Below are 13,156 nucleotides of genomic sequence, written 5' to 3'. Positions count from 1 at the left end.
GGGCTTACGTTCCGCGAGAGTAGGACGTTGCCGGGCAAATATTTATAAAATGGATGCGATGAGCCGCACTCGAGACCTGTTAGGTCTCTTTTTTTTGATTTAATTTAATATAGGTTCAGGGTAATCTAAACCCCGAACCTATATTACGAAATGATAATTTTTTATAAAATTGATTATTCTGAGATAGAAGCTCTATGCGAACTGTTGGGAAAGTTTCTTGCAAATGCTTTATCATGCTTTCTCCGTATCCTTGTGATCTATATTCTTTGGCTACTATAATCTCAGTAATATACAATGTTAAAGATTCATCTGTTAAAAATCGAGTATATCCGACAAGTTCTTGATTATCTTCAATAACGATAATTTTAGAAGTCATGAGTAATTTTGATAATAGCTCTTTAGTAAATGTATGCCAGCCTTCTGCTTGTGTGATTTTATATAATGCGTCTACATCTAAATCGATAGCGTTTCTAATTTGCATGTTCCTCACTCCTCTTTAATTGTAGTATAACGTAATAGGTTTAACTTTAAAATGACGCTCATTGTAATCATTGCTATAATGAGTTAAGAAAGTTATATAAGAGGTAATTAAGAGGTAATTAAAATGAGTTTATATGATAAAATACAATCTATTCAAGATGAAAATTCAATATCATTACATGTGCCAGGTCATCACAATAATACGATTGGTTATTTAAAAGAAATAAATTTAGGTATGGATATGACCGAAATAACCGGTTTAGATGATTTACACCAACCTGAAGAGGTCATACGAGAAAGTATGATGAAAATGGATAGATATCCAAATCATTATGCGCGATACCTTGTTAATGGGACAACGGTTGGGATTTTATCAGTCATATATGCTGTTAAACATTTAGATGGCGATATATTAATACCCAGAAACGCGCATAAATCTATATATAATGCATTAAGTTTAACAAACCAAAAAGCTATATGGATGCCTATGACAGTTTCGGAGGAGACAGGTCAGTATGATGGAGTAAAAAGCTTAGATACTTTAGACTTATCTAATGTAAAATTAGCGATTTTTACGTACCCTAACTATTATGGAGAAGTATTTGACATTCAATCACATATACAATTGTTAAAAGCTTATGGTGTTCCTACATTAGTAGATGAGGCACATGGTGCACATTTTGGTATAAGTTCATACTTTCCTCAGTCTTCTATCATGTATGAAGCAGATATTGTTGTGCAGTCTTATCATAAAACGTTACCAGCTCTAACAATGGGTTCTGTTATGTATATAAGAAAAGAACTTCCTATACAACAACGTATTGAGGAATATTTGACGATGTTACAAACTTCTAGCCCTTCTTATTTAATAATGACAAGTTTAGAGAAAGCAGAACTGTTTTATAAACATTATAATGATAAGCTATTTAAACGTTTACGAATGATACTTATTCAGACTTTAAAAGAAGTAGGTTTAAAGGTGGGAAGTCTAGCGGACCCTCTTAAATTATTAGTATCACATGAAAAAATGACAGGTGAGCAAGTAAAACAAATATTTGAACAATCAAACATTTATGTTGAATTGAATGATGAAAAATATATATTACTTGTTTTGCCGTTATGGCATGAAGGCGATATTTTTCCGTTTGAAGTATTAATTAATAAGATTAAAAGTCTTAAATTGGATTATTATTATCAAGAAAAAGGCCGGGCTAAATTTGATTTACCTGTTACTTCTGGCATTTATGTGCCTATAGAAGTTAAAGATGCAATAACAATAGATTTGATAGATGCAGTCAATAAAATCTCTGCAGTAGATGTTATACCTTACCCTCCAGGCATACCTGTAATATTAAAAGGTGAATACATAAAAGGCGACGTCCTTAATTCTCTTTTACATTGGATAGATAGTGGTGGTAGAGTAGAAGGTATAATTAACAAGCAAATAAAGATAAAGGATGAACACTAAATGGGTCAGTTTATTACATTTGAAGGGCCAGAAGGTTCTGGAAAGACAACTGTTATACATAAAGTTTATGAAAAATTAAATAAAGAATATAATGTTATTATAACTAGAGAACCAGGTGGTATAAAAATCAGTGAAGCAATTCGCAAATTACTGTTAGACAGTGATGATGATATGGACGAACGTACAGAAGCACTTTTATTCGCAGCAGCAAGAAGGCAACATTTAGTCGAAAAAATCATTCCACAACTTGAGGATGGTGGCATTGTACTATGTGATCGTTTCGTAGATAGTTCATTAAGTTACCAGGGTTACGCTCGTGAAATTGGGGTAAAGGAAGTACAAGCAATTAATGAATTTGCTATTGAAAATCTTTATCCAGATTTAACGCTTTATTTTGATGTACCTGCAGAAATTGGTTTAAACAGAATTAAAGATAATCAAAGAAATGCAAATCGTTTGGATAAAGAAAAAATAGAGTTTCATCATAAGGTTACAGATGGGTATAAAAAGTTGATATCTGAGTACCCAGATAGAATTAAAGTTATTGATGCTACACAATCATTGGAAAAGGTTATAGAAGACGCTTATTTCGCTATTGTAAATCATCTAAATCAAGTTTAAAATATGATATAATATATAAAGAGGTGTTTATTTATGAAAATGGTTATAGCGATTGTCCAAGATCAAGATAGTCAAAATTTATCAGAAGCGCTTATAGAGAAAGATTTTAGAGCTACAAAGCTTGCTACAACAGGTGGATTTTTAAGAGCTGGTAATACAACATTCCTATGCGGTGTAAAAGATGAGCGAGTAGACGAATTATTACGACTCATAGATGGAACTTGTGGTAATCGTGAACAACTTGTTTCACCTATCACACCAATGGGAGGCAGTGCGGATTCTTATATACCGTACCCAGTTGAAGTAGAAGTTGGTGGCGCAACAGTATTTGTTATGCCAATCGAACAATTTCATCAATTTTAGAACTGATTAGCTGCCATTAGTGCAGCTTTTTTATTGCAAGGAGCGTAGAAAATGCAATTAAAAGAAGAGCTTGATCAATTATTGAGTGCTGAACAGTTATCTCACGCTTATTTATTTGAGGGAGATAATATGTTTGAAATGAAGACGACAGCTATGTATTTTGCTGAACAAATTCTTTGTAACAATGAGGGGAATTGTATTACAAAAGTACAAACAATGAATCACCCTGATTTTATGTATATACAAACTGAAGAAACAACTATAAAGAAACAACAAATAGAAGAATTGCTTAGAAAAATGAATCAAAAACCAATAGAAAGTAAATATAAAGTTTACATTATTGAAGCTTTTGATAAACTAACAGTACAAGGTGAAAATAGTATACTTAAATTTTTAGAGGAACCACCTCCAAATACAATAGCCTTGTTATTAACAACAAAGAAAGATCAAATTTTACCAACGATACATTCGAGATGTCAGCTTATCCATTTTAAACCGGCATCAAAGGAGACTTTTATAGAAGATTTACAAGCATCCGATATTTCCGCTGCAATTGCGCACACATTGAGTTTTGTAACATCGGATAAGGATGAGGCTATTTCTTTAACTGAAGAACAATTATTTACACAATTGAGAAAATCTGTTGCTAAGTTAGCAGATTTAATGGTTAAAGATCACCAGATGGCTTTAATATATTTAATTGATTGTATAAAAGTTGCGAATACACGACCTTTGCAACAATTATTTTTAAATAGTTTAAATGCTTATTTTCAAGATGTATTACATGCTAAAATAGAGTTGGATTCAATTAAAGCGTTTCCAGATTTGGATGCACAGATTGTAAACACTAGTACACAATTATCTTTAAGCGATATTTCGAATTATATACAGTGCATTACTGAAGCTAATCGTAAATTAGCGCAAAATGTTAATGCGACATTAGTTTTTGAACAGATGGTTATAAAAGGGAAGAGGTGATTAAATGTATGAAATCATAGGCGTACAGTTTCAAGAAGCTGGGAAGAAAGAATATTTCTCTCCAAACGGAGAAAGATTCAAAGAAAATGATTTAGTTGTTGTAGAATCTAAACGTGGAGTAGAGTTAGGACAAGTTAAATTAACTAATCGTCATGTAGGCAAAGATGATGTGGTTTTACCTTTGAAAGAAGTTATACGTCACGCTACAGATGAAGATGTCGAAAAATATCATTCAAATTTAGCAGAGGCTGATAAAGCATTGGCACTGTGTAAAGAGATGGTAGCGACACATGAATTGAACATGAGATTAGTAAATTGTGAATATACACTAGATAAGAGTAAGGTTATATTTAATTTTACAGCTGATGACAGAATTGATTTTAGAAACTTAGTAAAATCATTAGCATATGAATTAAAAACACGTATTGAGCTTAGACAAATAGGTGTGAGGGATGAAGCGAAGTTATTAGGTGGTATTGGTCCATGTGGTCGTTCGCTTTGTTGCTCGACATTCTTAGGAGATTTTGAGCCTGTATCTATAAAAATGGCTAAAGATCAAAATCTTTCGCTTAATCCAACAAAAATTTCCGGTGCATGTGGTCGTTTGATGTGCTGTTTAAAATATGAAAATGATTATTACGAAGATGTAAGAAACGAATTGCCAGACGTGGGTACTACTGTTGTAACACCTGAGGGAGATGGTAAAGTCGTAGGATTAAATATTCTAGATATCACGATGCAAGTTAAAGTGAAAGGTTTCGAACAACTTTTTGATTATAAACTTGATGAATTACTTGAAGTCCATTCATAAGGGAGGATTTTACTGTGAATAGGGACGAGTTGTTTGAAACAATTATGATGTTAGAAAATGAACTTAAACAAATTAATGCGCATATGGATAAACTGAAGAACCAAGCAGTCGAATTGGTTGAAGATAATGTTGCACTTCAGATGGAAAACGATAGTCTGAAACGGGTAGTTGAATCCAATGAAACAACGCATAATAAAAAACCAAATAAAAAGGTAAGACCTCTTCAAAGTAAAGATAATCTAGCTATGTTGTATCATGAAGGTTTTCATATATGTCGAGGAGAATTATTTGGTAAACATAGACAAGGTCAAGATTGCTTGTTTTGTCTAGAGGTACTTAATAGAGAATAGGGTAATCAGGCATCTTGCATGCCTGATTTTTTAAATGAGGTGATTTCGTGTTACATAAAGGTGAAAGATTAGATCAACTTTTAAGAGAAAAATTTGAAATTATTCAAAATGATGATGTGTTTTCCTTTTCTACTGACGCATTATTGTTAGGTGATTTCGTTCAAACAAGAAATAAGGATAAAGTGATGGATTTATGTTCTGGTAATGGTATTATCCCGTTACTTTTAGCTCATAAATCACTATCTGAAATTCAAGCAGTAGAAATTCAAGAAACATTGGTCGACATGGCTCAAAGAACAATTCAGCATAATCATTTACAAAATCAAATTTCGATAAAACAATTAGATTTAAATAAAGTAACAACTGAATATGCACCGGCGACCTTCGATGTTGTCACGGTTAACCCACCTTATTTTAAAGAAAATCAACAAATGAAACATCAAAAAGAAGCGCATAAAATAGCAAGGCATGAAGTTTATTGCACACTTGAGGATGTTGTAAGAGCAAGTAAACATTTACTCAAGCAAGGTGGTAAATTAATGATGGTTCATAGAGCAGAAAGACTGATGGATGTCTTAACGCACTTTAGACTTTTTAATATAGAACCAAAGAGATTAAGACTTGTATATAGTAGTCCTTCTAAAAAAGAAGCAGTAACGATATTGGTAGAAGGACGGAGCGGTGGGCAACCTGGTTTGAAAATTGAACAACCATTTTATATTTATAATACAAATGGTGAATATTCTGAAGAGATGAAGGAAGTCTATTATGGATAAACATTATACATATATATTAGAATGTAAAGATCAAACATTATATACTGGATACACTACTGATTTAGAACGCAGATTAAAGGTGCATAATGATGGTAAAGGTGCAAAATACACAAAAATAAGACGTCCCGTTAAACTTGTATACCATGAAGAGTTTGATAATAAATCAGAAGCATTAAAAAGAGAGTATGCCTTAAAACAATTGACTAGAAAACAAAAGTTATTACTCATAAAGGAGGGATAGCATGTCAACTTTACATTTAGTAGGCACCCCAATAGGAAATTTAGAAGATATAACATATCGCGCCGTAAGAATTTTAAAAGAGTCAGATTATATTTTTTGTGAAGACACTCGTGTAACGTCAAAACTTTGCCAACACTATGAAATACACACACCATTAAAGTCTTATCACGAACATAATAAAGATAAAGCTTCAGAGCAGATTATTGATTATATGGAAGATGATAAACAAATTGCTTTAGTCTCTGATGCTGGTTGTCCTTGTATCAGTGATCCAGGTTATGAACTTGTAAACCAAGTTAGAGAAGCGGGATTCCTTGTGGAAACTATTCCTGGACCAAATGCCGCTATTACAGCATTAATGACAAGTGGACTACCGTCATATAAATTTGTATTTTTAGGATTTTTACCAAGGCAGGCTAAAGATAAGCATGAAGTATTAGATAAATGGATGCATAGGGAATCGACAATGATGATTTATGAATCACCCTACCGTGTAAAACAAACATTAAAAGCTATATCTGAAATAGACTCAGAAAGAAAAATAGCAATCGGTAGAGAGTTGACTAAAAAGTTTGAACAAGTTGAAACAGGGTCGGTTGAAACAATTGAAAATATGTTAGAAGACGATTCTATACCACAAAAAGGTGAGTTTGTTATTCTTATAGAAGGTATAGATGAATCCAGTCAGACAGAACAATGGTGGAAAGAAATGGACTTAAAAGAACATGTTGATTCGTACATTAATGAACAAGATATGCGTTCTAAAGATGCTATTAAACAAGTCGCTTTAGATAGAAATATGAAAAAGAGAGATGTATATGAAGCATTTCATATAGATAATTAAAATAAGAGCCTGAGACAATTAATTATGTCCCAGACTCTTTGATACATATAGTAAGTAATTATTTAGATTTTTTTCAATCTCATTCATTAATTGCTGAGCGCCTTCTTCGCTTAATACGATTTTACCATCTGCTAAAACAAAGTTTTCTTCAGAAACATCGCCAGTAACCTGACAAGTCATGTTAGGTGAATATTTCTTTAGAATAATTCTGTCATCATCAGTGTAAATCTCTAAAGCGTCTTTCTCAGCAATGTCTAATATGCGTCGTAACTCGATAGGAATTACTACACGGCCTAGTTCATCTACTTTACGAACGATTCCAGTTGATTTCATTTCTTTACCTCCGTTTAATAAAACCATAATTATCTAATTCGACATTCATTCGACAATTATATAAATAGTATACTAATACGTATTGAAGAAATTGTCAATAAAATAATAAATTGTATACACTTAATTATTCGACATTAAAACCACATTTGCGCGCTTTACCATAATAAGGAAATATTGAAAAAATGCTAAATTTTCGGTATATTATATAGATAAGATATTAGGAGGAAACGCTGATGACGAAAGAGACTTTTTACATTTCGACACCGATTTATTATCCGAGCGGGAATTTACACATAGGTCATGCTTACACAACGGTTGCCGGTGATGTAATAGCTAGATATAAACGGTTACAAGGATATGATGTTCATTACTTAACAGGTACAGATGAGCATGGACAAAAAATACAAGAGAAGGCTAAAGAAGCTGGATTATCAGAAATTGAATATTTAAATGGTATTGTCGAAAATATTCAAGCGTTATGGAAAAAATTAGACATTTCAAATGATGATTTTATTCGTACGACAGAAAAACGACACAAAGTGGTTGTTGAAAAAGTCTTTGAAAAATTATTAGCGCAGGGAGATATTTATTTAGGTGAATATGAAGGATGGTATTCAATACCAGATGAAACATACTACACTGAAACACAATTAGTAGATCCAGTTTATGAAGATGGAAAAATTGTTGGTGGTAAAAGCCCTGATTCAGGACATGAAGTCGAGCTAGTTAAAGAAGAAAGCTATTTCTTTAAATTAGATAAATATTCGGATAGATTATTAAAATTCTTTGATGAAAACCCAGACTTTATTATGCCTATTTCTCGTAAAAATGAAATGGTTAATAATTTCATCAAACCTGGTTTAGAAGATTTGGCCATCTCAAGAACAACTTTTGATTGGGGTATTAAAGTGCCTTCTAATCCTAAACACGTTGTTTATGTATGGATAGATGCATTAGTAAACTATATATCAGCTTTAGGTTATTTAACTGATGATGATGAGCTGTTTAAAAAATACTGGCCAGCAGACGTTCATTTAATGGCTAAAGAAATTGTTAGGTTCCACGTTATAATATGGCCGATTTTATTAATGGCTTTAGATATACCTTTACCTAAGCGTGAATTTGCTCATGGTTGGATTTTAATGAAAGACGGTAAAATGAGTAAATCTAAAGGTAATGTTGTTGATCCTAACGTATTAATTGATAAATATGGCTTAGACGCTACAAGATATTACTTAATGAGAGAATTACCATTCGGTGCAGATGGTGTGTTTACGCCTGAGGCATTCGTAGAACGTACGAATTATGACTTAGCGAATGATTTAGGTAACCTAGTTAATCGTACAATTGCTATGGTAAATAAATACTTTAACGGTGTTCTACCTAAATATAAAGGTCAATTACATCCTCTAGATGAAGAAATGGAAAATATGGCTATTGATACAAAAAATAATTTCTATGAAGCAATGGAAAACATGCAATTCTCAGTTGCGTTGGCAGAAGTTTGGAAGCTTATTAGCCGTACAAATAAATACATCGATGAAACAACACCTTGGGTATTAGCTAAAGATGAAAATGAACGTGAAATGTTAGAAAACGTAATGATTCATTTAGTTGAAAATATTAGGTTTGCTGCAGTGTTATTACGTCCGTTCTTAACACATGCGCCTTATGAAATTTTCCGCCAATTAAACTTGGAAAAAGGAAAGTTAGATACGTTCGAAAGCATCGAAACTTATGGTGCTATTGATGAAGAAATTACAGTCATCTCCAAACCAGAACCTATTTTCCCAAGACTTGATGTTGAAGAAGAAGTAGCTTTCATTAAAAATTCAATGCAAGGTGGCACTACTCCTGAAGAAGAGCCAGAAGAAGAAAATAAAAAAGAAGAAAATCCTAGTAAACCTGAAATAACGATTGATCAATTCGATAAAGTGGAAATTAAAGCTGCAACAGTAACTGGAGCAGATTATGTAAAAAAATCCGATAAATTATTGAAAATCAAAGTAGATTTAGGTAACGAGAAAAGACAAATTGTTTCAGGTATTGCTGAATTTTATAAACCTGAAGATATAGTTGGTAAAAAAGTTGCAGTTGTAACGAATTTGAAACCAGTTAAATTACGTGGTGAATTATCTGAAGGTATGATACTTTCTGCCGAAAAAGATGGCACGCTTACTTTAGTAGGATTACCTAACGCAATTCAAAATGGTTCAATTATAAAGTAATGAATTGGAAGGAAGATATGAATGCTAATAGACACACATGTTCACTTGAACGCTGATCAATACGATGATGACTTACAAGAAGTAATCGATAGAGCGCTATCTGAAGGTATCGATAGAATGTTTGTCGTTGGTTTTGATACAAAAACAATAGAGAGAACAATGAAACTCATCGATCAATACGACTTTATTTATGGTATTATCGGCTGGCATCCAGTCGATGCAATCGACTGTACAGATGAACGTTTAGAATGGATAGAGTCATTATCTAAACATCCTAAAATTATTGGAATAGGTGAAATGGGATTAGACTACCATTGGGATAAGTCACCAAAAGATATCCAAAAAGATGTGTTTAGAAAGCAAATCGCATTAGCTAAACGAGTTCAATTACCAATCATTATTCATAATAGAGAAGCAACACAAGATTGTGTAGATATTTTGAAAGAAGAAAACGCTAGTGAAGTTGGCGGTATTATGCATAGCTTTAGTGGTTCTAATGAAATAGCTGACGAAATTTTAAAAATGAATTTCTATGTTTCGTTAGGTGGCCCAGTGACTTTTAAAAATGCTAAACAACCTAAGGAAGTAGCTAAGCATGTTCCGTTAGATAGATTATTAGTAGAAACAGATGCGCCATTCTTATCACCTCACCCATATAGAGGGAAAAGAAATGAGCCTGCTCGTGTAAAACTTGTTGCCGAACAAATTGCAGAGTTACGTGGTCTCACGTATGAAGAAGTTTGTGAAGCAACTACCGAAAACGCTGAAAGATTATTTAAATTATAAAATAAGATGCCCCAAAACGGTTGTTTTGGGGCATCTTTAAAGAAGGTAAACTTTATGAAAATAAATGAATTTGTGGTAGTAGAAGGTAGAGATGATACGGTCAATGTTAAACGTGCCATCGATTGCGATACTATAGAGACAAATGGTTCTGCTGTTTCTAAAGAAATTTTGGAGGTCATTAAGCAAGCACATGAAAAACGTGGTGTTATTGTACTTACTGACCCTGATTTCCCGGGTGATAAAATTCGAAATACGATTAAGCAATATGTTCCAAGTGTTAAACATGCTTTTATCCCAAGAGACAAAGCTAAAAACAAAAGAGGTAAAATAGGTGTAGAACATGCGTCGGTTGAAACAGTGAAAGAAGCGTTAACTAATGTAAGTTCACCATTAGAAGCTGATGTAGAAACTATTGATAAAGCTGTATTAATTGATTTGGGATTAATTATAGGGCCAGAAGCAAGAAGAAAAAGAGAAAAACTATGTAGTAAGTTGAATATTGGACACTCGAATGGTAAACAATTATTAAACAAACTCAATGCTTTCGGTTATACTGAAAAAGATGTAAAAGAAGCGCTTGGATATAAAGAGGAGTGACATAATGAACGAAAAAGATATCGCAACACCTAAACGCACAAAAGCGTTGTTAGACCAATATGGCTTTAAATTCAAAAAAAGTCTAGGTCAAAACTTTTTAATTGATACAAATATCATCCAAAAAATCATTTCAGCGAGTGACATTGACGAAAATACAGGTGTTATTGAAGTTGGGCCAGGTATGGGTTCATTAACTGAGCAATTAGCAAGAGTAGCTAAAAAAGTTCTAGCCTTTGAAATTGATCAAAGATTAATACCTGTATTAGAAGATACGTTGAATCCATATTCAAATGTAACGATTGTAAATGAAGATATATTAAAAGCCAATGTACAAAAAGAAATTGATCAACATTTAAAAGACTGTGACAAGATTATGTTAGTTGCCAATTTGCCATATTATATTACTACGCCTATATTGATGAATTTATTAGAAAATGATTTACCAATTGATGGCTTCGTTGTCATGATGCAAAAAGAAGTGGGCGAAAGATTAAATGCTAAAGTAGGCAGCAAAAGTTATGGTTCATTATCTATTGCATGTCAATACTATACTGAAACTGAACGTGTTTTAGTAGTCCCTAAGACCGTCTTCATGCCGCCACCGAACGTTGATTCAATTGTAATAAAACTTACAAAACGGACTAAACCAGTTGTAGAAGTCGACGATGAACAAAAGTTATTTAAATTAACAAAAGGTGCATTTACACAAAGAAGAAAGACTATTTTAAATAACTATATTAGTACAATCAAGGATGGCAAAGTGCATAAAGATGAAATTATTGAATGGTTAAACGAATCAAACATAGACCCTAAAAGGCGCGGGGAAACGCTAACAATACATGATTATGCACATCTTTGTAACAATTTGAAAAAATACCCTAATTTATCTGTATAAATATATTGACAACGTCCTCTCAAATTGATAAAATTTAAATTTTATTTGACAAAATCTTGCTATCATAGTATAATATTCTATATAGCGAGGTGGGTCAATATGCCGAAGACTTTAGTAGACATCAAAAAAATATTGGATTGTCAATTAGGAAATCGTATTGTACTTAAAGCTAATGGAGGACGTAAGAAGTTAATTGAGCGCAGTGGTGTGCTTAAGGAAACGTATCCATCAGTTTTCGTGGTCGAATTAGATCAAGAGAAACATAATTTTGAGCGTGTATCTTATACATACACTGATGTATTAACTGAGAATGTCCAAGTAACTTTTATGAATGAACATAAAGAAGAATTTATTGTTCAATAATCATAAAGTTCACAATAAAAAACTCTACGCGATATGACTGTGATATGGCGTAGAGTTTTTTTGTTGCAAAAAAATAGGATAAAGCTCATACTTTCTAACATTTATTTATGGTAAAATCATAATAATAAGTTTTAGAAAGGGCAAGTATATGATTTATGAGACAGCACCAGCAAAAATTAATTTAACACTAGATACTTTATACAAACGTGATGATGGTTATCACGAGGTGGAAATGATTATGACAACCGTTGACCTAAATGATAGACTGTCTTTTGAAAAAAGAGAAGATGGTGAAATTGTCATCGATGTAGAGCATAATTTTGTTCCAAGTGATCATAGAAATTTAGCTTATAAAGCTGCAAAATTAATGAAGGACAAATACAACATAAAAGACGGTGTGACGATTTCTTTAGAAAAAAGCATTCCTATTTCAGCTGGTTTAGCAGGTGGCTCTAGTGATGCTGCTGCTACTTTTAGAGGTTTGAATAAACTTTGGGGGATCAATGACTCGTTAGAAGCATTGAGTGATTTATCAGCGGAAATTGGGTCGGATATTTCTTTTTGTATCTATGGAAAAACGGCGTTATGTCGTGGTAGGGGAGAGCAATTAACGCATTTACCTAAACCACCATCAGCTTGGGTTATCATAGCCAAGCCAGACATCGGCGTCTCTACACCCAAAATTTATGGCGCTTTAACTTTAGAAGAGACATCTAAAGTTTTAACGAAAGAATGCCAGCAAGCTTTAATAGACGGTGATTATGAATGTTTATGTAAGTCGTTAGGTAATAGCCTTGAGAGTGTTACTATGGGACTATACCCAGAGGTTGAAAAGCTGAAAAACACTATGACAAATACAGGTGTGGATGCAGCATTAATGAGCGGAAGCGGTCCGACTGTTTATGGCTTTGTTCAAAAGGAAAGGCAGGCTAAGCAAGTCTATAATGCTCTGAAAGGATGCTGCAAAGATGTATTCATTGTGAGATTACTTGGATAGCTTTGTTAAAACCGTACGATTATAG

17 protein-coding genes are annotated in these 13,156 nt (G+C 33.0%); 15 read left to right on the top strand and 2 right to left on the bottom strand.

Translation table 11 applies throughout. From position 1 onward, the window contains the following. Positions 1 to 115: 115 nt before the first annotated feature. A complete protein-coding gene (locus tag CD135_RS04905) occupies positions 116 to 481 on the bottom strand; it encodes a GNAT family N-acetyltransferase (RefSeq protein ID WP_016999931.1) in 366 nt (121 codons plus the stop codon). 123 nt (positions 482 to 604) lie between these two features. Here CD135_RS04905 and CD135_RS04900 point away from each other — a divergent pair, with 123 nt between their 5' ends. From CD135_RS04900 to rsmI, 9 genes are read left to right on the top strand one after another with little or no spacing between them, the layout of a single operon-like run. Then, the gene (locus CD135_RS04900; RefSeq protein ID WP_103268917.1) at positions 605 to 1,948 is read left to right on the top strand and encodes an aminotransferase class I/II-fold pyridoxal phosphate-dependent enzyme; all 1,344 of its coding nucleotides are present in this window, start codon (positions 605 to 607) and stop codon (positions 1,946 to 1,948) included. Next, positions 1,949 to 2,569, top strand: a complete 621-nt coding sequence (gene tmk, locus CD135_RS04895) for a dTMP kinase (protein ID WP_064205214.1) — start codon at positions 1,949 to 1,951, stop codon at positions 2,567 to 2,569. A 33-nt stretch (positions 2,570 to 2,602) separates the two neighbouring features. Then, positions 2,603 to 2,932, top strand: coding sequence for a cyclic-di-AMP receptor (locus CD135_RS04890; protein WP_016999928.1), 330 nt, complete (start codon positions 2,603 to 2,605; stop codon positions 2,930 to 2,932). A 51-nt stretch (positions 2,933 to 2,983) separates the two neighbouring features. After that, a complete protein-coding gene (locus CD135_RS04885; protein WP_016999927.1) occupies positions 2,984 to 3,910 on the top strand; it encodes a hypothetical protein in 927 nt (308 codons plus the stop codon). Positions 3,911 to 3,914: 4 nt separating this feature from the next. Beyond that, positions 3,915 to 4,721: a PSP1 domain-containing protein gene (locus tag CD135_RS04880; RefSeq protein WP_016999926.1), complete on the top strand. Its 807-nt coding sequence runs from the start codon at positions 3,915 to 3,917 to the stop codon at positions 4,719 to 4,721. 14 nt (positions 4,722 to 4,735) lie between these two features. Then, positions 4,736 to 5,071 carry a DNA replication initiation control protein YabA gene (gene yabA, locus CD135_RS04875; protein ID WP_016999925.1) on the top strand — a complete coding sequence of 112 codons (336 nt, stop codon included), beginning with the start codon at positions 4,736 to 4,738 and terminating at the stop codon, positions 5,069 to 5,071. A gap of 47 nt (positions 5,072 to 5,118) precedes the next feature. Continuing rightward, positions 5,119 to 5,847, top strand: a complete 729-nt coding sequence (locus tag CD135_RS04870) for a tRNA1(Val) (adenine(37)-N6)-methyltransferase (protein WP_103268916.1) — start codon at positions 5,119 to 5,121, stop codon at positions 5,845 to 5,847. Continuing rightward, the gene (locus CD135_RS04865) at positions 5,840 to 6,088 is read left to right on the top strand and encodes a GIY-YIG nuclease family protein (protein WP_103268915.1); all 249 of its coding nucleotides are present in this window, start codon (positions 5,840 to 5,842) and stop codon (positions 6,086 to 6,088) included. The genes CD135_RS04870 and CD135_RS04865 overlap by 8 nt, the downstream gene beginning before the upstream one ends. Position 6,089: 1 nt before the next feature. Beyond that, positions 6,090 to 6,932: a 16S rRNA (cytidine(1402)-2'-O)-methyltransferase gene (rsmI, locus tag CD135_RS04860; protein ID WP_016999922.1), complete on the top strand. Its 843-nt coding sequence runs from the start codon at positions 6,090 to 6,092 to the stop codon at positions 6,930 to 6,932. An 18-nt stretch (positions 6,933 to 6,950) separates the two neighbouring features. Here the strand turns inward: rsmI and CD135_RS04855 are convergent, their stop codons facing one another. Then, on the bottom strand, positions 6,951 to 7,265 hold the full coding sequence (locus CD135_RS04855) for an AbrB/MazE/SpoVT family DNA-binding domain-containing protein (protein ID WP_103268914.1): 315 nt from the start codon (positions 7,263 to 7,265) through the stop codon (positions 6,951 to 6,953). Positions 7,266 to 7,498: 233 nt separating this feature from the next. On the opposite strand from CD135_RS04855, the gene metG reads away from it, so the two are divergent. The 6 genes from metG (at position 7,499) to ispE (ending at position 13,131) form a co-directional block, all read left to right on the top strand. Then, positions 7,499 to 9,493, top strand: coding sequence for a methionine--tRNA ligase (metG, locus tag CD135_RS04850; RefSeq protein WP_103268913.1), 1,995 nt, complete (start codon positions 7,499 to 7,501; stop codon positions 9,491 to 9,493). Positions 9,494 to 9,514: 21 nt separating this feature from the next. After that, on the top strand, positions 9,515 to 10,279 hold the full coding sequence (locus CD135_RS04845; RefSeq protein WP_016999919.1) for a TatD family hydrolase: 765 nt from the start codon (positions 9,515 to 9,517) through the stop codon (positions 10,277 to 10,279). 54 nt (positions 10,280 to 10,333) lie between these two features. Then, positions 10,334 to 10,876 carry a ribonuclease M5 gene (gene rnmV, locus CD135_RS04840; RefSeq protein ID WP_103268912.1) on the top strand — a complete coding sequence of 181 codons (543 nt, stop codon included), beginning with the start codon at positions 10,334 to 10,336 and terminating at the stop codon, positions 10,874 to 10,876. Position 10,877: 1 nt separating this feature from the next. Then, positions 10,878 to 11,771 (top strand): 16S rRNA (adenine(1518)-N(6)/adenine(1519)-N(6))-dimethyltransferase RsmA, encoded by an 894-nt coding sequence (gene rsmA / locus CD135_RS04835; protein ID WP_275044925.1) that lies wholly within the window; start codon positions 10,878 to 10,880, stop codon positions 11,769 to 11,771. A gap of 99 nt (positions 11,772 to 11,870) precedes the next feature. Further along, complete coding sequence (gene veg, locus CD135_RS04830; RefSeq protein ID WP_016999916.1) at positions 11,871 to 12,134, top strand: biofilm formation stimulator Veg; 264 nt, start codon at positions 11,871 to 11,873, stop codon at positions 12,132 to 12,134. A 148-nt stretch (positions 12,135 to 12,282) separates the two neighbouring features. Then, positions 12,283 to 13,131, top strand: a complete 849-nt coding sequence (gene ispE, locus CD135_RS04825; RefSeq protein WP_103268911.1) for a 4-(cytidine 5'-diphospho)-2-C-methyl-D-erythritol kinase — start codon at positions 12,283 to 12,285, stop codon at positions 13,129 to 13,131. Positions 13,132 to 13,156 lie beyond the last annotated feature (25 nt).

Source organism: Mammaliicoccus lentus, from assembly GCF_002902755.1.
Lineage (GTDB): Bacteria > Bacillota > Bacilli > Staphylococcales > Staphylococcaceae > Mammaliicoccus > Mammaliicoccus lentus.
Note: the sequence above shows the minus strand (reverse complement) of the source record. Positions and strands in the feature narration are given on the sequence as shown.